Source organism: Klebsiella grimontii, assembly GCF_900200035.1.
Classification (GTDB): Bacteria; Pseudomonadota; Gammaproteobacteria; order Enterobacterales; family Enterobacteriaceae; genus Klebsiella; species Klebsiella grimontii.
This window is the reverse complement of sequence record NZ_FZTC01000015.1, coordinates 156,836-177,758: the sequence shown is the minus strand read 5'-3', so window position 1 is coordinate 177,758 and position 20,923 is coordinate 156,836. Positions and strand designations below refer to the sequence as shown.

24 protein-coding genes are annotated in these 20,923 nt (G+C 56.4%); 6 read left to right on the top strand and 18 right to left on the bottom strand.

Translation table 11 applies throughout. The features are described 5' to 3' along the window. Nucleotides 1-25: 25 nt before the first annotated feature. Nucleotides 26-931: a fructokinase gene (gene mak, locus KOSB73_RS08480; RefSeq protein ID WP_024359072.1), complete on the bottom strand. Its 906-nt coding sequence runs from the start codon at nt 929-931 to the stop codon at nt 26-28. Between the two features lie 90 nt (nt 932-1,021). On the opposite strand from mak, the gene rdgC reads away from it, so the two are divergent. Next, a complete protein-coding gene (rdgC, locus tag KOSB73_RS08475) occupies nt 1,022-1,933 on the top strand; it encodes a recombination-associated protein RdgC (protein ID WP_004129627.1) in 912 nt (303 codons plus the stop codon). A gap of 45 nt (nt 1,934-1,978) precedes the next feature. Here the strand turns inward: rdgC and ppnP are convergent, their stop codons facing one another. The 4 genes from ppnP to aroL form a co-directional block, all read right to left on the bottom strand. Next, nucleotides 1,979-2,263, bottom strand: a complete 285-nt coding sequence (gene ppnP / locus KOSB73_RS08470; protein WP_002890284.1) for a pyrimidine/purine nucleoside phosphorylase — start codon at nt 2,261-2,263, stop codon at nt 1,979-1,981. An 87-nt stretch (nt 2,264-2,350) separates the two neighbouring features. Continuing rightward, nucleotides 2,351-3,031, bottom strand: coding sequence for an AroM family protein (locus tag KOSB73_RS08465; protein ID WP_165774989.1), 681 nt, complete (start codon nt 3,029-3,031; stop codon nt 2,351-2,353). Between the two features lie 253 nt (nt 3,032-3,284). Further along, nucleotides 3,285-3,476: a YaiA family protein gene (locus tag KOSB73_RS08460; protein WP_004129622.1), complete on the bottom strand. Its 192-nt coding sequence runs from the start codon at nt 3,474-3,476 to the stop codon at nt 3,285-3,287. Nucleotides 3,477-3,547: 71 nt separating this feature from the next. Beyond that, nucleotides 3,548-4,075, bottom strand: coding sequence for a shikimate kinase AroL (gene aroL / locus KOSB73_RS08455; RefSeq protein WP_004132474.1), 528 nt, complete (start codon nt 4,073-4,075; stop codon nt 3,548-3,550). A gap of 334 nt (nt 4,076-4,409) precedes the next feature. On the opposite strand from aroL, the gene KOSB73_RS08450 reads away from it, so the two are divergent. Then, complete coding sequence (locus KOSB73_RS08450) at nt 4,410-5,108, top strand: DUF2076 domain-containing protein (protein ID WP_024359073.1); 699 nt, start codon at nt 4,410-4,412, stop codon at nt 5,106-5,108. Here the strand turns inward: KOSB73_RS08450 and KOSB73_RS08445 are convergent. Beyond that, the gene (locus KOSB73_RS08445; RefSeq protein ID WP_004132476.1) at nt 5,105-5,563 is read right to left on the bottom strand and encodes a YaiI/YqxD family protein; all 459 of its coding nucleotides are present in this window, start codon (nt 5,561-5,563) and stop codon (nt 5,105-5,107) included. The genes KOSB73_RS08450 and KOSB73_RS08445 overlap by 4 nt on opposite strands. Before the next feature lie 116 nt (nt 5,564-5,679). On the opposite strand from KOSB73_RS08445, the gene proC reads away from it, so the two are divergent. After that, entirely contained in the window at nt 5,680-6,489 is an 810-nt protein-coding gene (gene proC / locus KOSB73_RS08440; RefSeq protein ID WP_004132477.1) for a pyrroline-5-carboxylate reductase, read from the top strand. A gap of 46 nt (nt 6,490-6,535) precedes the next feature. On the opposite strand, the gene psiF is transcribed toward proC, so the two are convergent. The 8 genes from psiF to KOSB73_RS08400 form a co-directional block, all read right to left on the bottom strand. Then, nucleotides 6,536-6,856, bottom strand: a complete 321-nt coding sequence (psiF, locus tag KOSB73_RS08435; RefSeq protein ID WP_098140384.1) for a phosphate starvation-inducible protein PsiF — start codon at nt 6,854-6,856, stop codon at nt 6,536-6,538. 90 nt (nt 6,857-6,946) lie between these two features. Continuing rightward, nucleotides 6,947-8,377, bottom strand: a complete 1,431-nt coding sequence (phoA, locus tag KOSB73_RS08430) for an alkaline phosphatase (RefSeq protein WP_049088779.1) — start codon at nt 8,375-8,377, stop codon at nt 6,947-6,949. A gap of 88 nt (nt 8,378-8,465) precedes the next feature. Continuing rightward, complete coding sequence (gene iraP / locus KOSB73_RS08425; RefSeq protein WP_004129608.1) at nt 8,466-8,726, bottom strand: anti-adapter protein IraP; 261 nt, start codon at nt 8,724-8,726, stop codon at nt 8,466-8,468. Between the two features lie 226 nt (nt 8,727-8,952). Further along, entirely contained in the window at nt 8,953-9,945 is a 993-nt protein-coding gene (gene idnR, locus KOSB73_RS08420; protein ID WP_024359075.1) for a DNA-binding transcriptional regulator IdnR, read from the bottom strand. A gap of 66 nt (nt 9,946-10,011) precedes the next feature. After that, a complete protein-coding gene (locus KOSB73_RS08415; protein WP_049087362.1) occupies nt 10,012-11,298 on the bottom strand; it encodes an MFS transporter in 1,287 nt (428 codons plus the stop codon). Nucleotides 11,299-11,392: 94 nt separating this feature from the next. Beyond that, a complete protein-coding gene (idnO, locus tag KOSB73_RS08410) occupies nt 11,393-12,157 on the bottom strand; it encodes a gluconate 5-dehydrogenase (RefSeq protein ID WP_024359077.1) in 765 nt (254 codons plus the stop codon). A 178-nt stretch (nt 12,158-12,335) separates the two neighbouring features. Further along, nucleotides 12,336-13,535, bottom strand: coding sequence for a multidrug efflux MFS transporter (locus KOSB73_RS08405; protein ID WP_004129587.1), 1,200 nt, complete (start codon nt 13,533-13,535; stop codon nt 12,336-12,338). A gap of 169 nt (nt 13,536-13,704) precedes the next feature. After that, a complete protein-coding gene (locus KOSB73_RS08400) occupies nt 13,705-14,388 on the bottom strand; it encodes an extensin-like domain-containing protein (protein ID WP_024359078.1) in 684 nt (227 codons plus the stop codon). A 101-nt stretch (nt 14,389-14,489) separates the two neighbouring features. Here KOSB73_RS08400 and ddlA point away from each other — a divergent pair, with 101 nt between their 5' ends. Beyond that, the gene (gene ddlA, locus KOSB73_RS08395) at nt 14,490-15,587 is read left to right on the top strand and encodes a D-alanine--D-alanine ligase (RefSeq protein ID WP_004132487.1); all 1,098 of its coding nucleotides are present in this window, start codon (nt 14,490-14,492) and stop codon (nt 15,585-15,587) included. A gap of 152 nt (nt 15,588-15,739) precedes the next feature. On the opposite strand, the gene KOSB73_RS08390 is transcribed toward ddlA, so the two are convergent. Then, the gene (locus KOSB73_RS08390) at nt 15,740-15,943 is read right to left on the bottom strand and encodes a DUF2754 family protein (protein ID WP_004132489.1); all 204 of its coding nucleotides are present in this window, start codon (nt 15,941-15,943) and stop codon (nt 15,740-15,742) included. Between the two features lie 255 nt (nt 15,944-16,198). Between KOSB73_RS08390 and KOSB73_RS08385 the strand changes: the two genes are divergently transcribed. Next, nucleotides 16,199-16,501 carry a DUF2755 family protein gene (locus tag KOSB73_RS08385; RefSeq protein ID WP_004129576.1) on the top strand — a complete coding sequence of 101 codons (303 nt, stop codon included), beginning with the start codon at nt 16,199-16,201 and terminating at the stop codon, nt 16,499-16,501. Here the strand turns inward: KOSB73_RS08385 and KOSB73_RS08380 are convergent. From KOSB73_RS08380 to KOSB73_RS08370, 3 genes are all read right to left on the bottom strand, one after another. Then, nucleotides 16,498-17,604, bottom strand: coding sequence for a DUF1615 domain-containing protein (locus KOSB73_RS08380; protein ID WP_098140383.1), 1,107 nt, complete (start codon nt 17,602-17,604; stop codon nt 16,498-16,500). The two genes, KOSB73_RS08385 and KOSB73_RS08380, sit on opposite strands and share 4 nt — an antisense overlap. 18 nt (nt 17,605-17,622) lie before the next feature. Further along, entirely contained in the window at nt 17,623-18,843 is a 1,221-nt protein-coding gene (gene sbmA / locus KOSB73_RS08375) for a peptide antibiotic transporter SbmA (RefSeq protein ID WP_004132492.1), read from the bottom strand. Between the two features lie 117 nt (nt 18,844-18,960). After that, complete coding sequence (locus KOSB73_RS08370) at nt 18,961-19,473, bottom strand: cysteine hydrolase family protein (RefSeq protein ID WP_165774997.1); 513 nt, start codon at nt 19,471-19,473, stop codon at nt 18,961-18,963. A gap of 221 nt (nt 19,474-19,694) precedes the next feature. Here KOSB73_RS08370 and ampH point away from each other — a divergent pair, with 221 nt between their 5' ends. Next, nucleotides 19,695-20,855: a D-alanyl-D-alanine-carboxypeptidase/endopeptidase AmpH gene (ampH, locus tag KOSB73_RS08365; protein WP_004132496.1), complete on the top strand. Its 1,161-nt coding sequence runs from the start codon at nt 19,695-19,697 to the stop codon at nt 20,853-20,855. Nucleotides 20,856-20,923 lie beyond the last annotated feature (68 nt).

Below are 20,923 nucleotides of genomic sequence, written 5' to 3'. Positions count from 1 at the left end.
TTGAGGCCGCGCAGCGGGTTGATGATTACAGCGGCCATAACCAGGCGGCGCCGCGTACGCCGCTGGAATCGCCATGCGCCGCTTTGCGAATCGGCGTCTCGCATTCGCCGCCAAAGACCCACGGTTTCAGCAGATTCGGCACCGTCTGATACAGTCGGTCAACGTTGCTCATTCCCCCGCCAAACACAATAACGTCCGGGTCGAGGATGTTAATCACGTGCGCCAACGACTTCGCCAGCCGCGTCTCATAGCGGCTCAGCGCCAGTTCCGCCACAGGATCCCGCTCGCCGACGCGCTGCATAATCTCGCTGCCTTTCAGCGGATGCCCGCTCAACCGACGGTAATCGGTCGCAAAGCCGGTGCCGGAGATAAAGGTTTCAATGCAGCCCTGCTTGCCGCAGTAGCACGGCACTTCAGCGCGATAGCGTAGTTCATCTTCATCCATCCACGGCAGCGGATTATGCCCCCACTCACCCGCCGTACCGTTGCCGCCAATATGGGCGCGACCGTTGAGCGCCACCCCTGAACCGCAGCCGGTGCCGATAATCACCGCAAATACCGTTTGCGCCCCGGCCGCCGCGCCGTCTACCGCTTCCGACACCGCGAGGCAGTTGGCATCGTTGGCCAGACGCACTTCCCGTTGCAGACGCTGGCTCAGATCTTTATCAAACGGCTGACCGTTAAGCCAGGTTGAGTTAGCGTTTTTGACCACGCCGGTATAGGGCGAAATCGACCCGGGGATGCCGATGCCGACCGTGCCGCTCTGCCCGGTGGCCTGCTCGGCCATCTCTACCAGCGAGGCAATCGTCTCTATCGTCTGGCGATAATCGCCCCCCGGCGTAGGCAGGCGATGACGAAATAGCTGCTCTCCCTGGTCGCTCAGCGCGATGACTTCCGTTTTGGTTCCGCCTAAATCAATGCCAATGCGCACTGTGAATTCCTCCCCCGATTAACAATGCAAGCATAGCGACAATTCGCTATCATGCCCGCTGGATTTAACGACTAAGCCGTGGAAATTATCATGCTGTGGTTCAAAAATTTAATGGTTTATCGTCTCAGCCGCGACATTTCCCTGCGCGCCGAGGAGATGGAAAAACAGCTGGCCGAGCTGACCTTTACCCCTTGCGGCAGCCAGGATATGGCCAAAACCGGTTGGGTACCGCCGATGGGATCGCACAGCGACGCGTTGACGCATACGTCAAACGGCCAGATCGTTATCTGCGCGCGTAAAGAAGAGAAGATCCTGCCGTCTCCGGTGATCAAACAGGCGCTGGAAGCAAAGATCTTCAAGCTGGAAGCCGAGCAGGGCCGCAAGCTGAAAAAGACCGAAAAAGATTCGCTGAAAGATGAAGTCCTGCACTCTTTGCTGCCGCGCGCCTTCAGCCGCTTCAGCCAGACCATGATGTGGATCGATACCGTCAACGGACTGATCATGGTGGACTGCGCGAGCGCCAAAAAAGCGGAAGATACCCTGGCGCTGCTGCGTAAAACCCTCGGCTCGCTGCCGGTAGTCCCGCTAGCGCTGGAAACCCCGATCGAACTGACGCTCACCGAGTGGGTGCGCTCCGGTACCGTTGCTCAGGGCTTCCAGCTGCTGGACGAAGCTGAGCTAAAAGCGATGCTGGAAGACGGCGGCGTGATCCGCGCGAAAAAACAGGATCTGGTCAGCGACGAGATCGCCGTACACATTGAAGCCGGTAAGGTCGTGACCAAGCTGGCGCTCGACTGGCAGCAGCGCATTCAGTTCCTGATGTGCGATGATGGTTCGATTAAACGCCTGAAGTTCTGCGACGAACTGCGGGACCAGAATGAAGATATCGACCGGGAAGATTTCGCTCAGCGTTTTGACGCGGACTTTATTCTGATGACCGGCGAACTGGCCGCGCTGATACAGAATCTGGTGGAAGGGTTAGGCGGCGAAGCGCAGCGCTAATCGGGTGGTGAATTCCTTCCTGCCAGCGCAGGAAGGAAGCTGACGTTACAGGTAGCGGCAAAGATAAGACGTCGGCTCAGCCACCTGCAAATGAAACTCGCTATTCCCCGGTACGTTGAATACTTCCCCGGCGGCGTAGACTTTCCACTCGGTTTCCCCCGGCAGAAGTACGTTCAGCGCGCCGCTGACTACGGTCATCTCTTCTGGCTGCGCGGTGCCAAAGGTATATTCCCCTTCCGCCATCACGCCCACGCTCGCACGGCCGGTGCTGCTGCTGGTGAAGCCGATAGATTTTACTTTTCCGTCAAAGTATTCATTGCTTTGAAGCATAAACTCGCCCTTATGATCTTGTGTTGAAGGCACAATATAGGGGGCGCTCCTTGCCCCTGTCACGTAAAATTAACGTGTTACATCAGGTTAAACTAATAGTTCTGCCGCCAGTCGCGAAACCAGCACATTTGACAACAGAACCGGGATATCCAGCGCCTTTTGTAATATGTCGCGATGCTGCTGGTGGTAGCAAAGACAATCCAACATCAGTACATCCGCGCCTTGCTCAATCAGCTCCCTGCCCGCAGACAGTAAATTCTCTTTACTACCGCTAACCGGGTTGGAGATGGCATACAGCGGTGTGTTTTCTAACACCTGCCATTTATCCCGCTGCATCGGCAAAATCTCTTCAACCGGCACAATGACCCCCACCTGATGACCGTCGACAATCGAGGCAACCAGCGGCGGGATAATCCTTTGCGGCTCAAGCAGGATCGCATTATTCGCCGTAAATCCACGAAAGGGATGGGTACTCATGAGTAATATCAGGTCGTAATCTTGTTTATCGAGCATCGCAATGACGCTACGTAAAACACGTTCAACCTTCTGCCGCGAGACCTGCGCGATTTCATTGTCGTTAAGTAAGGTCAATAGCATCTCATCGCCGGGCTCAATGCCGTAGTCCCGCATCACCTCTTCGCGCGCCATTTTACCTAACAGGCTAATGTGGTCGATCTGTTCTTCCCTGATATGTTCAGTTAAAAGCGGTAACATCTCCGCCACCGGTACTACCCCAATGGTCAAAATTGCCATCGATGCACTACTCATATCATGTACCTTTTCACAACCGCTGTTTCAAAACAGGCTTCTATTGACGACTTCTGCCCCCTGGTGACCAAAAGCAACCGTCGAGAAGCGTAGCAGGTTACGGCTATTGTGGAATGTAAAGATTCCAGAAGCGTCAAAAACGCACCAGAAAATCCGTACCTTAGGTAATCATTAGTACGGTTAATAAATTAAAAATGTGATGCATGTCCGGTAGCGATCTTTTCAGAGCCAATCCCGGACATGAATGGGGGAATTAAGACTTGTCAGGATCTTCGTAGCGCCGTTTGGCGTCCAACGCTTCCTGTTCAGTAGGGTGTTCACTGATGAGGGAGTTTGGCGTCGGATGGTCAGCGCGCAGTTCATACCAGGTGACCGTTTGGCCCTGCGGGCCTTTTTCAACGGCGACAACACGCGCTTCCCTTGGATATGGAGGTCTGGTCGGCATAGCGTTTCCTTTTTTTACCTTAAGAGCTTTAAAGTATAGGCGCTGCCGATCCGTTTTCCCCAGGCAAAGTCTTAACTGGTATAGCTCACACCGCAGACGGTCGTCATAATCTGTTCCACGACCTCATCCGGCGACGCGGTGGCGTTAATAATATGATGCGCGGCCGCGCGATATAGCGCTTCCCTCTGCGCCAGCACCTCCCCCACTTCCTCGCGGATGGGCTTGCCGGTCAGCGTCGGGCGCTGTTCAGCCTTCGGATAGGCTTCAAGACGGTCAATCAGCGCGGAAACCGAAGCCTCAAGATAGATCACGACACCATTTTCCCGCATAAACTGACGGTTATATTCGCTGAGTATAATGCCGCCGCCGGTGGCGATGATGGTTGCGGGTTGCGCGACTCTTTCTAACGCCTGCGTTTCCAGAGCACGAAAGCGTTCCCAGCCCTCCTGCTGGACGATCGCCGCTACCGTGCGCTGCTCATGCTCCTGCAGCTCATGGTCCGTGTCGGCGAACTTAAAGCTGCGAACTTTCGCCAGCGCGTGACCGACGGTCGTTTTACCGCAGCCGCGAGGCCCGACAAGAAATATTAGCTGTGTCATTACCGAAGACCCCTTGGTTCCGCGTACCGCGGATAAATGAAAGCGAAAAGAGAAACAATGGCACCGCAAACTTACCTGACGTTAACCGTAAAATAAACGTTACACACCATCTGCAAACCCTTTTACCTTAGTATTAGAAAGGACTTTACATGTAAACTTATCATTGCATTTGGTGTTATGCCAGCTTTACTTTTGTACAAAAGTTATTTTTTGTTCGCAGTCTGGCGTAAACAGTAACACATTTCTGCACAGCTTTACGCTGCCGCATATTTACAAGACGAGTGCTTCGGAGCGAATCTGAGGCTAATCAATCAGTATGACAGAGGTATGTAGTATGCAATCTGAAGAGCAACGCCTTATCGATGGACTGTTTTCCCGGTTAAAAGAGGCCGAGAGCCGCAGCGCATCGCGCGATGCCAGCGCTGAGGAGCGGATTGCCGGGCACATCAAAGAGCAGCCGTTCGCCCCTTACTATATGGCGCAGACGATTTTGATTCAGGAAGCGGCAATCAAACAGCTTAACGACCGTATTCAGGCGCTGGAAAGCCAGGTCACTCAGCTTCAGGCCGCGAAGCCGAGCAGCGGCGGATTTCTCTCCGGCCTGTTTGGCGGCGGGCAGTCTCGCGGCTCCGACCCGATTCCTGGCGCAGAGCAGTATGGCCGACCACAGGCCGGCGCCCAGCCTCAGTACGCCCCGCAGGCGCAACAGCAGAACTACGCGCCTCAGGTCTCGCGCAGCAGCGGCGGCTTTATGGCCGGCGCGCTGCAAACGGCGGCAGGCGTCGCGGGCGGCGTAGTGTTGGGCAATATGTTGACCAATATGTTTAGCGGCTCGCATCCGCAGGAGATCGTCAATATTATCGAAGATAAACCGCAGCCGGATCTCAGCCAGGCGCAGGACAGCAGCGTCGCTGACGATACCTTCCGCCAGGATGACGGGCAGTTCCTTGCCGACAACAACGACTATGACTCCGACTTTGACGCCGGTTTCGGCAACGATGATTTTGGCAGCGACGACGACAGCTGGGTTTAAGCCTGCGGGCGTTTGACCTCTAACAGCCATTTCTCCAGCGCGGCGGCAAACTGCTGGCGATCGCGCTGGGATAAGCTATCCGGGCCGCCGGTCTGCACGCCGCTGGCCCGCATCGTTTCCATAAAATCGCGCATCGTCAGCCGCTCGCGAATAGTCGCCTCGCTGTAGCGTTCTCCACGCGGATTCAGCGCCGCCCCGCCTTTCTCCAGCACTTCCGCCGCCAGCGGAATATCGGCGGTAATCACCAAATCTCCCGGCTCGCATAAACGAACGATTTCGTTATCCGCCACGTCAAACCCCTGCGCCACGCGCAGCGTGCGGATAAAGCGCGACGGCGGGACGCGCAGCGGCTGGTTAGCGACCAGCGTCAGCGAGATTTGCGTGCGCTCGGCGGCGCGGAACAAAATATCTTTAATGACGTTCGGACACGCGTCCGCATCAACCCAAATAGCCATTGCGGCTCCTGTCGACCAAAAAGAGAGGCCGTATTGTCACCTGCTTTTGCCTTCCGCGAAAGCAACAAGATGATAAGCTATGTAGCTAACGATAAAACAAGCAAAGGGGATTGGTGATGGAGAAGAAAATCGGCTTTATCGGCTGCGGCAATATGGGCAAGGCCATTCTGGGCGGCCTGATCGCCAGCGGACAGGTTCAGCCGGGTCAAATCTGGGTCTACACCCCGTCGCCGGATAAAGTGGCGGCCCTGCACGACCAGTACGGCATTAATGCGGCGCAAAGCGCGCAGGAAGTGGCCCAGGTGGCGGATATCGTTTTTGGCGCCGTGAAGCCGGGCGTGATGGTGAAAGTCCTCAGCGACATCGCCTCCAGCCTGAATAAAGACTCGCTGGTGGTTTCTATCGCCGCAGGCGTGACGCTCGATCAGCTGGCGCGCGCCCTGGGTCACGATCGCAAAATAGTCCGCGCGATGCCCAACACGCCTTCGCTGGTCAACGCGGGGATGACGTCGGTCACGCCGAACGCGCTGGTGAGCGCCGAAGAAACCGCAGAAATCCTGACCATTTTCCGCTGCTTTGGCCAGGCGGAAATCATTGCCGAGCCAATGATTCACCCGGTGGTTGGCGTCAGCGGCTCCGCGCCGGCCTACGTTTTTATGTTTATCGAAGCGATGGCGGACGCCGCCGTGCTTGGCGGAATGCCGCGCGCTCAGGCCTATAAATTCGCGGCCCAGGCGGTGATGGGTTCAGCTAAAATGGTGCTCGAGAGCGGAGAGCATCCGGGCGCGCTGAAGGATATGGTGTGCTCGCCGGGCGGCACCACGATCGAAGCCGTGCGCGTGCTGGAAGAGAAAGGCTTCCGCTCGGCCGTCATCGAAGCGATGGTGAAATGCATGGAAAAATCAGAGAAGCTCAGCCGTTCCTGATTGAAATAGCGAATAGCGGGTGAGGTTTCCCTCACCCGATTATTTCTTACACCTGTTTTTTCAGGCAGGCGCTCATAAATTTGCTGCGATCGTCTCCTTTCAGAGACTGCTGGGTCGCCTGAGCGTTGCACTCGCGCATCTTCTGCTGCTGAGGCGTTAGCCCCATACCGTCCTGCGCGGCGCCATCTTTCTTCAGGCAGCTACTCATAAACGTTTTACGCTCATCCCCTTTCAGCGACTTCGACGACGCTTCTTTATTACACACGCTCATCTTTTGCTGCTGGGGGGTTAACTCTTTTTCCGCGGCACTCACCGCTGTCATAAATACCAGGCCAAAAAGTAGGGTCACAAGTAATGTTATTTTCATCGCACCATCCTCTATGAGTGGATCTCTGTAAGTCTGGTCGCTGATGGGGAAAAAACCAGCCGGTAACGAAAATTCGTCACCGGCGTCAGGTTATTTCAGATTAAGTGCGGCCTTCATGGTATAGAACAGGTCGGTCTGATCGGTTAGCCCCACCACGTTGGCCGCGTGCGGGCCGTAGGCGGCAATGCGCAGCTGGGTGCCGGTATGCTCCATCGAGGTTTCTTCAGAGTTGCCATAGCTCATGACCATCACCGCGCCGTCTTTGGTATTCAGCGCCTGCGTCAGGCCTGGGGCTTTGGTATCCGCCGGGATAATCTGGCTGGCGTGAGCGTGGTCAGCGGTGACGATAACCAGGGTATTGCCCTCTTTTTTGGCAAACTCCAGCGCCTTCTGTACCGCTTCATCCAGATCGACGGTTTCGCCAATCTGACCGCACGGATTCGCCGCGTGATCCTGTTTATCGATAGAAGCGCCTTCCACCTGCAGGAAGAAGCCCTTCTCACTGCTGCTCAGCAGATCGATGGCTTTTTCGGTCATCTGCGCCAGCGTCGGCACCGATGCGTCACGTTTCGGGTTCGGCGTACAGGTTACCGCCGGCTTATCGATATTGCCGTGATAAGACGCTTTTGGGCCTTCCCAACGTACCGGCATATTGCCTTCCGCGAAGAGACCGAGCAGCGGTTTGTCCTGATTGGCCTGGCTAATGGCGGCCAGCGAGCTGACGTCAGTGACGATCTGGTAGCCGCGGGCCACCGCCTGATCGTGCAACGTTTTGCCCTGCCATTCGCCGGCCGTCGCGGTTTCAGCGAAGGTTTTCGCTCCGCCGCCCAGCGTCACGTCCGGACGCGCGTTCAGCAACTGTTCGGTAATGGAACCCCTACCGCCTTTTTCCAGCGCGTTGCTGGCGCATTTTTCACTGGTTACGCTCGGACCGTAGCATTTACGCGAAGTGACGTGCGCCACCAGCGCAGCCGGCGTGGCGTCCTGCAGTTCCGCCGTCGAGACGTTACCGGTAGCTAAACCCGCCGCTTTCGCCAGCTCAAGGATGGTCTGATGATCTTTTTCATGGATGTCCACGCCCAGCGCGCCGTTGTAGCTTTTCACGCCGGTGGTCCAGGCCGTAGCGGAAGCGGCGGAGTCAGTCACATAATCCGGCTTGCCGGTTTTCTTATCCAGCGAATAGTGGGTGTACTGGCCGGTCAGCGGCAGCGCGTCAATCCCTTTAAAGAAGCCACCCGCCCCTTCTGCATAATTTCGCGCGGCGGTAATTTCAGAATCGCCCATTCCGTCGCCAATCAGCAAAATAATATTTTTAGCCGGTTTATTGATTAACGAAGCGCGCAGCGCCTCGGTCTGGTCGCCGCTTAAACGACGCGCTCCGCCCGGCGTGGTGATATCGCCCTGCGCGGCACGATTTTCCAGAACCGGTGCGGTTGTTGTTTCAGCGTGAATAATCGGGGAGCCCAACAGAGGTATCAGGGCAATAAACAAGGCGCTTAATTTCACTTTTATCGTCTCCATGTAAAAAATACTTTAAAAAACAAAACGAGGGAGACTGTATAAAAGCGATGTGACAGTAAAATGACAGCATCCATACCTTGTCACAAAACTAACTACGAGGATGCCGTAACAGCTTCTTTATATATTGCTGCAATAGCTGGGTATCGCGGTCGTCGACCAGCGGGCCGGGGCTGGCCTCGTCGATGGCCTGCTCAATATCGCTGATTAGCGCCTGCTGGGCGCCCTGCTCCATGTGGCGTAGCAGAGCAGTCACCACCACTTCCAGCGCCTCCACCTGCGCCGTCAGTTCCTTCGATTCTTCTTCCTTTTGGGCGAGTTTAACCAGTAGCTCAGCAATGAGATTCTTCACAGCGCTTTATCCTTATGCGAGGTCCGTAGTCTGCTATTTATGTCATAGATTAGCCGTCGGTTTCCACCATTATTTTTTAAAAAGGATCGACACGTCAATGAATAACAAGCGAAACGTTTTGCTCATTGTCAATCCCTCCAGGAGTTTACTCAACGAGGGATTAATAAGCGTCATAACCAAAATTAACAAATAAGAATAAAACGGAATATCGCTATTCTATCGATAACTATAACGTATCGCCATAATATATCTGGTAGGCCAGATTAACGCTGTCCGGCGCGTCTTTACCGGCCAGGCGCGCAATAAGTATTTCGCTCGCGGTTTTACCGATGTCATAACGTGGGGTAATGACGCTGGCTATTTTTTGTAGCCGCGCCCGGCCAATTTCGAGGCCGTGAAAACCGGCAATGGCCATCTCCTGGGGGACGGCTTTCCCCTGCGCCTGGCACTCGAGCAGCACGCCCACCGCCAGGTCGTCGTTGGTACAAAAAATGGCGTCAATATCCGGGCGCGACTGCTGCATCTGCAGGAACATCTGCCGACCCAGCGCAACCGAGGAGATCGTCTTCGGCGCCATGTGATACGCCTTCAGACCGTGCTCCGCCAGCGCCAGTTCAGTGCCGTGAAAACGGCTTAAATCGCGGGGATCGTCCATGGAGCCAAAAAAGGCGATCGCCCGTTTGCCGCTCTCAAGGAAAGCGTGGGTCATGTCCCACGCCGCCTTCTCGTTATCGAAGCCCACCTGGATATCCAGCTGCTGACCGCCAAAGTCCATCAGTTCAGCGACGGGAATACCGCTGGCGCGCACGTACTGCACCATGCGATCGCTGTGCTGCTTGCCGGTCAAAATCAGCCCGTCGATGTTGTAAGAGAGCAGGTTGAGCACTTCGCGCTCTTCGCGCTGCGGGTCATATTCATAGTTGGCAATCAGGGTCTGGTACTGGTGCGCGGAGGTCACCGACTCGATGCCGGCCAGCACATCGGCAAAAATCTGGTTGCGGAAGGAGGGAATAAGCACGCCAATCGTTTTGCTGCGGGCGTTAAGCAGGATTTCCGGGGCGCGGTTGGGGATATAATTGTTCTCTTCCATGACCTTTGAAATCAGCTCGCGGCTGCGCTCAGAAACCTGGCCGGGGTCGCGTAAATAACGGCTGACCGTCATTTTATTCAACCCCGCCAGATTAGCGATATCCTGCAATGTCATCCGGTTGTTTTTCATCAGGTTCTCTACGACAAACGACTTATGTGCTCGCAGAGAACCTTACCACAGCAGCGGCGGTTTATGTTAGCCGACAACCCTTTTTGCCACCGCCGGGGAAGAAGATTGCGGGTTAGCGCGCACGTTGAACATCAGCACGACGGACGATAACAGCGCGACGGCCATAAAGGTATAGGATACCCCCGGCCCGCCGGTAATCCCGTTCAGATACCCCACCAGCCACGCGCCAAGGAAAGCGCCGAGCGCGCCGAAGCTGTTGATTAACCCCATCGATACGCCGGAAACGTTGCGCGGCAGCAGTTCAGGAATAAGCGCGAAGAACGGCCCGTAGGGCGCATACATGCAGGCCGCGGCAATAACCAGCAGCGCATAGGATAACCAGAACGCCTGGTTGCCCACCATCCACGAGCCAAAGAAGGCGATAGCGGCAATCAGCAATAGCGGCCAGATAAACAGCTTACGATTCTGGAACTTATCCGACAGCCAGGAGACCGTCAGCATCAGGATAATCGCCGCCAGGTACGGCACCGCCGCCAGCCAGCCCACCGCCACGATATCCATCTGCGCGGCGTTTTTCAGAATCGACGGCATCCACATCATGAAACCGTAGACGCCGATGCTCCACAGCGCGTGTACGGCGCAGAGCATAATCACATTGCGCGAGCGCAGCGCTTCACCGTAGTTGCGCACCGGCTTGATATGGCTCTGCTCGCTGTCCATCACCTTCTGCAGGGTCTCTTTTTCCTGCTCGTTCAGCCAGGAAACCTCGGACGGTTTATCGCGCACCAGTATCCACCAGCATACCGCCCACAGCACCGCCGGAATGCCTTCAATGATGAACATTTCGCGCCAGCCCCACGCCTGAATCAGATAGCCGGAAACGATAGACATCCACAGCACCGTCACCGGGTTCCCGAGGATCAGAAAAGTATTAGCGCGTGAACGCTCGGTTTTAGTAAACCAGTTGCTGATATAAATCAGCATCGCCGGCATCACCGCCGCCTCCACCACGCCAAGCGTAAAGCGAATCGCCATCAGCATCGGAATATTGCTGACGAATCCGGTGGCCGCCGCGCAGAATCCCCATAAAATAAGGCTGCAGAAAATCATTTTCCGCACGCTGCGTTTTACCGCATATATCGCACCGGGAACCTGGAAAAAGAAATAACCGAGAAAAAATAATGCGCCAATCAGCGACGCCGTTCCTTTGGTAATACCCAAATCGCTTTCAATTCCCGCCGCAGCGGCAAAACCATAATTCGCGCGGTCAAGGTAGGCCAGACTATAGGTAATAAATATAATCGGCATTAAATACCACCAGCGACGCGCGGGTAATTTCGCGAGCATATGCATAAGCCATCCTCAGATATCAATATCTTCACACGAGTTAAATACGCCGTCCTTCTGGCAGCGCGGGCACGCTGCCGCCCGAAGGACGTGAAATGATTCAGACAGCGGCGAGCATTCCGCCGTCCACAAACAGCAAATGACCGTTAACAAAGTTTGCCGCCGACGAGGCCAGATACACCGCGGCGCCAATCAGCTCTTCCGGTTTTCCCCAACGCGCCGCCGGCGTGCGCTGATACAGCCAGGCGGAAAACGCCTCATCGTTGACCAGGGCGGTCGTCATCTCGGTGGCAAAATATCCCGGCGCGATACCGTTAACCTGAATATTATATTCGGCCAGCTCAACGCACATGCCGCGGGTAAGCATTTTAACCGCCCCTTTTGAGGCCGCATAAGGCGTAATTGTTTTACGTCCCAGTTCGCTCTGCATCGAACAAATATTAATTATTTTTCCCGCGCGGCGGCCCATCATATATTTCGCCACCTGCTGCGATACCAGAAAAACGCCCTTCTGGTTGACCTCAATAACGTTGTCCCACTCCTCCTCCGGAAACTCGGTAAAAGGGAAACGCCGCTGGATCCCGGCGTTATTAATTAAAATATCAATTGCGCCGACCTCCTCTTCGATGCGGGCTATCGTCTGCTCGACCTGCGCCGCCTGGGTGACGTCAAAGGCGTACCCTACCGCGCGAAAGCCCTGCGCCACCAGCGCCTGCGCCGCCTGGTCTGCTCTTTCCTGCGTCCGGTCGTTAATGACTATCTCCGCGCCGTACTCGGCGAGGCCGCCGGCCAGCAGATGGCCTATCCCCTGAGCAGAGCCGGTGATCAGCGCGCGTTTCCCTGACAAATCGAATAAATTTCGCATAAAACCTCTTTTTCAATAACTGTTACGCGTAACTGTATACGCGTAACAGTTACGAATAGAAGAGGGTGAGAAGGGAAAATGATCGTTTTGTGATCGGTGATACATTTGAAGATTAAGGAATACAAAGGCCGGCATTGACGCTGTGACGCAAATACCGGCCAGGCAGAAGAAGAAGGGATTAAGCCGCGGTACGGCGGCTGCGGCGCAGCATGATGGCCAGCTGCCAGATATTGATCAGCACAATAATCGCCGTGGCGATAAACACCCAGCGGAAACCGGCCATGGCCGAGACCGACGCGCCGATCAGCGGCCCGGCCACGTTGCCGAGATACATAAACGACTGGTTATAACCGAAAATACGCCCGGTGACGCTGTCGCTGCAGTACTTCAGCAGAAGCGTTTGCACCGCCGGCAGCATCGCCCCATCGGCAAAACCGAGCAGAAAGCGCAGGACGCCAAGCTGGAATGGGGTCGTAACGAACGACATGGCAAAGAACATCACCACCGCGCAGCACAACGTCGCCAGCAGAATTCGCGAGGTGCCGATTCTGTCACCCAATTTCCCCAGACGGGGCGCCGAAATCAGCGCCGACACGCCCGGCACGGCGGCAATCATCCCCGCGAGAAAGGCGATGTTATTACTATCCGGCGCCATCGACTTGATAAACAGGGCCAGAATCGGGCCGATTGAGCCGTTGCAGAGCTGAATCACCAGGGTGGTGAAAAACAGGCTGATCACCAGCCCCGGATAGGGCAGCGAGGCAAACACCGCCTTACCGCTCAGCCGCTCCGCCTTGCTAACCTGCGGGCGGGCGCCCTCTTTAATCAGAAACAGCGTCACCAGGAAGCTTACGGTGAGCAAAATCGCGGTGATGATAAATACGGCGCGCAAACCGACATGGTCAGCCAGGAAACCGCCGAGCAGCGGCCCGCCAATCACGCCGCTGATCTGCGCCGTCGACAGCGTGCTCAGCGCCCAGCCGCTACGCTCGCGCGGAACCTGAGACGCCACCAGCGCCATGGCGTTAGGAATATAGCCGGAAGTCAGCCCCATCACCGCGCGCAGGATAAACAGCTGCCAGACGTTGGTGGCGAAGGCCTGGAGTAAAATGGCGATAGCCATGCCGAGCGAGGCGCGCAGCAGCATCAGCTTGCGCCCTTTGCGGTCGGCGAGGCTCCCCCACATCGGCGAGACGATCGCCGACACCAGAAAAGTGACGCTAAAGGTCAGCCCCGACCACATGGATAACGCTTCATGCGAGGTCACGCCCAGTTGGGAAACGTACAGCGGCAAAAAGGGGAGAATTTGGCTGATAGCCAGTCCGGTAAAAAAACAGCCAAACCAGACGGAGATAAGATTAACCTTCCAGGATTCCATAACTACGCGTATTCATTAGTTTTTCGACAATTATTATCTAGCTTAGCAATTTCCCTCATCCGACGTTCTACCAGAGGTGCGCTGGCAGAGAGTTTGGTGTTTTATGACATGTGATTCCGTTATGACGAACAATTTCGTGGTGAAAAGCGTACAAGACAGCGAGATATGCTCAGAAACAGAATCCCTGGCCGCGCATGCCGAGGTGAAAATGGTTGGCGTGGGCCGCGTTGTAGTCCGGCCCTAAAGCGTTACCGTAATAGCCGCAGCCGCCGGTCAGTAACGCCTGCAGCCAGGGGTGATACTGCGCATCGGGCCACCCTTTCAGCACGCTGATGCGGCGGCCATCGGCCAAACGAAAGCCGCTGATATCCAGCGCCTCCGCGGTAGCATGTTCGCTGCGCCGCGCGTTCTGGCGATGGTAAATATTGCGGCAGGCATAGCTGCCAAAATGGTCAACCTGGCGGAGCTCCTGCCCCAGCATCCGGCGGGTCAGCGGTTTCGCCTGCTGTTGCAGATACAGCGCGCTGCTCAACGCCAGCGGGCAGCTGGCGAGGAAGCTGCTGCTGAGCTTTACCGCGCCAAAATCGCGTACCCGAACCACGTTTTGCAGAGGGCACTCTCCCCCGCTATCGGCCACCGGCTGGCTGGTGATGAGATTTCGCTGATTCGCTTTTTTCAGCAGGCCGGCGCACTGCGCGGGGGTCAATCGCCGCAGCTTATAGTGAGTGATGAACCCCGGCGGATCCTCCAGGCGCAGCGGCGCCAGCGGATTATAGTGCGCGGGAAGATAACGATAGCCGTAATATCCGGCCGCCAGCAGCGCCAACAGAACGATAAGCCCTTTTCCTTTCACGCGCTGCCTCCCAATGCTTTACCCGGTGAATATTATGGCAGCCAGGCGGCTGTTTCACATGCTATGTTATGCCCTTTGATGTAATCATGATGGAAGTTGAAATGGCTAAGATGAGGGTTGGGATCGTTTTCGGCGGTAAGTCGGCAGAACATGAAGTGTCGCTACAGTCAGCGAAAAATATCGTGGAAGCGATCGATAAAACGCGCTTCGACGTAGTTTTGCTGGGGATTGATAAGCAGGGGCAATGGCATATCAACGACGCCAGCAACTATCTGCTCAATCCGCAGGACCCCGCCCATATTGCCCTGCGCCCATCCGATATTACGCTGGCGCAAATTCCCGGACGCGAAGCGCAGCAGTTGATTAACGCCGATAGCGGCCAGCCGCTGGCGGCCATTGACGTGATCTTCCCGATTGTTCACGGCACCCTTGGGGAGGATGGTTCTCTGCAGGGCATGCTGCGGATGGCCAACCTGCCCTTCGTCGGTTCCGACGTTCTTGGCTCCGCCGCCTGCATGGACAAAGACGTCACCAAACGTCTGCTGCGCGATGCCGGGCTGTCGATTGCGCCTTTTATTACCCTGACCCGCGCCAACCGGAATCAGATGAGTTTTGCCGAGGTGCAGGCGAAGCTGGGCCTGCCGCTGTTCGTCAAACCGGCGAACCAGGGCTCCTCGGTGGGCGTCAGCAAGGTCAACAGCGAAGAGCAGTATCAGCAGGCGGTCGCCCTTGCCTTCGAATTTGACCATAAAGTGGTGGTTGAACAGGGGATTAAAGGGCGCGAGATCGAGTGTGCGGTGCTGGGCAATGATAATCCGCAGGCCAGCACCTGCGGCGAAATCGTCCTCAACAGCGAATTCTACGCCTACGACACCAAGTACATTGACGATCAGGGGGCGAAGGTGGTGGTTCCGGCGGCCATCGACAGCGACGTCAACGATAAAATTCGCCAGATCGCCGTTCGCGCCTATCAGACCCTCGGCTGCAGCGGCATGGCGCGCGTCGATGTCTTCCTGACCGCCGAGAACGACGTGGTGATTAACGAAATCAACACCCTACCGGGTTTCACCAACATCAGCATGTATCCGAAGCTGTGGCAGGCCAGCGGTCTGGACTACACCAGCCTGATTAGCCGCCTGATTGAGCTGGCGCTGGAGCGACACGCCGCCGATCGCGCGCTGAAAACATCGATGAATTAATCCCGGTAACGGGTTCACCGCCATCTGCCGGCGGTAGCCCGGGTAAGGCGTTTACGCCGCGACCCGGGGAGTGTGCCGGGATTGATGTATCAGCCCGGCCTTTTCCCGGCTCGCGCTGCGCTTAGCCGGGAAAAGGCTTCACCGCCTCCGCTTTACGCTTCCTCTGCCGGGCGGCGGCGAATAATAAACCCGGCGATCCAGAAGCTAATCACCCACGTCACTAGCCCAACCGCGTAAGAACGCCAGCCTTCAGTTTCATAGCCAAGCAGCCCGACCACGCCATTCATAATAAAAATTAACCCCAGCGCAACCGCGTAGTAGTGCCAATCGCGGCGGATTTTTTCAGTGAGCTTCATAACCACTCCGACAACAAAAAAAGCATCTTCGCATAGCCGCCACCGCGGGTCTGTAGCCACGTTGAGAATTGTCGCACATTGCGATATCGGTCTAAATTTCACAAATTTGTAGCAAACTCACAACCCGATGAAATCAGGAATATTCCTGGGCGGAAATTACCAGCAATCCGATACTGAAATCCCCCCTTCGTTGCCAGAATAAACCTCTATGTAGCCGTGGAAAAAACGGCAGGCAGGTGAAGTATGGAGGTCAATATGGCAGAGTTCACCTTTGCAAAGACCGTCAACGGCGGCAAAAAGAGGGGCTCTATCACCAGCAGCAACATCGCTTACGCTCTGTTTGTGCTGTTTTGCTTCTGGGCCGGTGCGCAAATGCTGAGTATGCTGATCCACGCGCCGGGGGTTTTTGAGCATCTGATTCAAATGCAGGACAGCAGCCGCCCGCGGGTCGAGATTAGCCTGACGGTCGGTACTCTCTTCGGGCTGATTCCCTTCCTGGCAGGCTGCGTATTAATTGGTATACCAGGGCTGATTTTCCGCTGGCGCAGCCGCCGCTAACGGCGCGCCATACAGCTGGCCCGCCGGTCATCAACGCGTTTAGCAAACCAGGCGGTCGTCAGATTACGGGTAATTTTCGGGCTCTCTAGCTGAATGCCCGGCAGCACTTCCCGCGGTAGCGTTTTACCGGCTTTTTTATCGGCAATACGAAACACTTTTTTATAGAGTTCGCTCTCTTCAAACGCCAGGGTATCGCCCTTTTTCAACTGACGATGGATATCGTCATCGCTCATCGCCAGCTGTGAGGATAACCGGCGCACCGCCAGTTCGGTGGTTCCGGCCTCGTCGCTATCGTAACGAATTAAGTCGCCATCCAGCGCCAGCTTCACGCCGGTCGCCCTGGAGACCGCATTCTGGAACGCGGCGTTGCGGCTGGCGTACCATCCGGCGTTGAAATCGGCAAAACGGTACAGCGGCACGCTGTAGTTCGCCGGATAGTTCAACAGATGATAAGTGCCAAACCACAGACCGCCGCGCAGGCTGAACACCTCCTGGCGCACGGTACCGTCGATTTTCCACGGATAGCCGTCGGTATGCTGCTCGGCGAAGGCGATGCTGACCTGCATCGGGCCGCCGGTATGCACCGGGTTCAGGGAGCCGAACAGCTTCTGCCCCATCGGCACCATACCGATAAAATCATCGAAAATCGCGCTCAGCTGCTTTTCGGTTTTCACGCTGTCCAGGCGTTCGCTATAGCTTTTGCCGTTGGGCGACTTGATTTTCAGCGCGGTATGCACCAGAAAAACCGGGATATGCATTTTCTCCGCCCGGCGGTCTATCTCCTGCCAGGCGATTTTTTTTAGCCCGGGCACCGCCGGGTCCGACTGATAGTTGGACTCCTGCTGCGCCACCGCCAGCACCGAACAGACATTCTCTTCCGTCGGCGCCAACTTCTGGCTGGCGAAGGTTTTGGCGATGGCCTGCGCCCAGGCCTCGCGATCTTTGACGCTGGCGGGCATTTTCTGCCGCACCACCGCGGCAACATCAATCGGCTTTTCGCCCTCCTTCAGCACCGGCTCCGGCTTGCTGGAACAGGCGCTGAGAACCAACCCGGCCACTAGCGTCAGGGTGAGCGAAACAAAACGAGATGATGCTACGGCCATATTTCTTCCTTGCAATGGTTAACTTAATGTTTGGGTCACTTCCAGCAGCTCTTTGCCATCCAGTTCGCGTTCAAAGCTGCGCAGACGTTTGTAGATGGACATCAGCTCAACCAGCGTAGTCCAGGAGCTAATCAGATACTGGAACGAACCGCGAACCTGGCCAAAGACGTTGGTTATCTGAGTCATCAGGCCCAGCGTAATCGTACCGGCAACAATCGACGGAAACAGCAGGAACAAACCGAAAACGTTATCGACCTGAAGATAAAGAATACGGGCGATATTGAAATACATGTAGTGGAAATAGAGGCGGAAATAGTTGCGGCGCACGGCGCCAAAGAGCTCACGCACCGTCGGCGGCGTCGCGCGGCTGGCGTCATCCTCGCCGTACACCAGCTCTTTACGATAGGCGGCCTCGACGCGCTGGTTTTTAAATTCCAGCCCGGGCAGCTTGATTCCCACCACCGCCAGCAGGCCGGTGCCCATTAACGACCAGACGATCGCGGCAATCACCAGGCCGTAAGGCAGATGGCCGACAATCGGTAAATCCGGGACGTGCGCGGAGAGCGTCACCAGCACCGGCAGGAAGGCGATAAGCGTCATCACCGCGTTAAGGAAGCTGACGCCCATGCTCTCCAGGGTGGAAGCAAAGCGCATGGTATCTTCCTGCACACGCTGCGCGGCGCCTTCGATATGGCGCAGATGCTGCCAGTGCGCCATATAGTGTTCGTTCATGGCGGTACGCCAGCGGAAAACGTAGTGGCTGACGAAGAAGTTGTTCATCACCCCGATAATCACCGCGATAAGCGCGATGCCGAGAAAGATGCCAATCTCATGATAAAACTGGTTAATGCTGACCTTATGCGGCGTCGCCAGCGCGGCCTGAATAAGATCGTAGAACGGGGCGTACCAGGCGTTGATCGCCACCCCGACCTCCACCAGAAACCAGGTGACGAAAATAATCAGCGAGGTACCGAGGATCGACCAGTACTGCCAGCGGTGGGGGCTGTAGATAAACCAAAAGAGGGCGAAAACGCCCACGCAGAACACATAAAAGGCGTAGAACACCAGATAGTTAAGCGACCAAAAGCGCGCCGCGCTAATCGCCACATCCTGGGATGCGCCGGTGGCCCGCAGCAGCCAGTCGCCGCCGCCCGCCTGCCAAAAGATCACCGCCAGCAGCGACCAGATAAAGGCAGAAATAAAAAACGGCCCCGGTTTGGGGAAAAAGGATTTAAACATCATGCTCTCCTGCTAACTTCTTTTTCATTTTGCTGTGCTGTGTACCACAAAAACGCCCGCCGCAAAGCCGTCGCAGCGAAGCAAAGTGGGCGGATGATGAGACCGGATATCAGCGGCTTAGTTCGCCGACCATCCGTTCAGAATTGTTTCTGTCGATTTCACCTGTAAAGGATTGCCCGGAACGGTCAGCGTACGCCACACTTCGTTGTAGTGGGCGATCAGCGTGACGGCCTGCGCCGCCGGGCGGTTGGCGGTAGTATGGGCATCTTCAGCGACGGTAATCGCATAGCCCCGGCTGGCGCCGTTTTTGATGGTGGTATCTACGCAGTAGTCGGTGGCGCAGCCGCAAATCACAAACTCCGTGATGTGATGCTCGCGCAGCACCGCTTCCAGGCGGGTGCGGTAAAAGGCGTCGCAGGCGGTCTTGGTCACAAACAGCGCGCCAGCGGGTTGGTGCAGTTCGGGCAGCAATGCAAAACCTTCGCTCCCCTCCTCCAGACCGCCCTCTTCGCAGTGCTGGATGAAGACAACGGTATCCGCGGCGTCTATCAGGCGGTTGATTTGCGCCGCGCAGCGCTCGCGCTCAATACGCGGCGTCGCGAAAACGCCGTTTTGCATATCCACTACCATCACTACCCGTTTCGCCGCCATCGTCTCTTGCCACCCATCTTAAGCCAAAACGATCATCATACGCGCCCGCGGGCGAAAGCCGCTATCCGAAAGCTTAAAAAAGGTTTTTTTACGCCAGGTTACGTTTTTCCGCACAGAATGGCGTTATTAGCGCTTTGCTCGGCGGCGCTTCGTAGTATAAATACGCTCTATATTTTTCTTCACCATGATGGATGTCCCCGTTGAAACGTAGTCTGCTCATTTTTGCTGCGCTGTGCGCGGCGTCGTTGACATCGGCGCAGGCCGCGCAGCCGAGCGTCGACCCGGAATTCGCCGCCGATGTTGTCGACCGTTACGCTAACCATATCTACTACGGCAGCGGCGCGACCGGTATGGCGCTAGTGGTTATCGATGGTAACCAGCGCGTATTTCGCAGCTTCGGCGAAACGCGCCCGGGCAATAATGAGCACCCGCAGCTCGATTCGGTGATCCGCATCGCCTCCCTGAGCAAGCTGATGACCAGCGAAATGCTGGTCAAACTTCTCGATCAGGGCGTCGTTAAGCTCAACGATCCGCTGAGCAAATACGCCCCGCCGGGCGCGCGGGTGCCGACATATCAGGGAGCGCCCATCACGCTGGTGAATCTGGCGACCCATACCAGCGCCCTGCCGCGCGAACAGCCCGGCGGCGCGGCGCACCGGCCGGTGTTCGTCTGGCCGACGCGCCAGCAGCGCTGGAACTGGCTCACCACGGCGACGTTAAAAACCGCGCCGGGTTCGCAGGCCGCCTATTCCAATCTGGCGTTCGATTTACTGGCCGATGCGCTCTCTACCGCCGCGGGCAAGCCTTATCCGCAGCTGTTTGAAGAGCAGATCACCCGCCCGCTGGGGATGAAAGACACGACCTTTACGCCGTCTCCCGATCAGTGCCGACGCCTGATGATCCCGGAGAAAGGGGCCAGCCCGTGCAACAATACCCTGGCGGCCATCGGCAGCGGCGGCGTTTACTCCACGCCTGGCGATATGATGCGCTGGATGCAGCAGTTCCTCTCTTCCGATTTCTTCACCCGCGGGCAGCAGGCGGACCGGATGCAGACGCTGATCTATCAACGCAGCCAGCTGACGAGGGTGATCGGGATGGACGTGCCGGGCAAAGCCGATGCGCTGGGCCTCGGCTGGGTCTACATGAAGCCGAAGAACGGCCAGCCGGGCATCATTCAGAAAACCGGCGGCGGCGGCGGTTTTATCACCTATATGGCGATGAACCCGCAGGCTAACGTCGGCGCCTTCGTGGTGGTAACCCGCTCGTCATTGACGCGTTTCAATAACATGAGCGACGGGATCAACGAGCTGGTCAGCGAATTAAGCGGCGTCCGCCCGGTGATGGAAACCGCCAGCCAGTAGCCTTGTGGGATGTTTTACCGACGATGGATAAGGATCGTTTTGGCGAAACATCCCGCCGCCAATTGAGG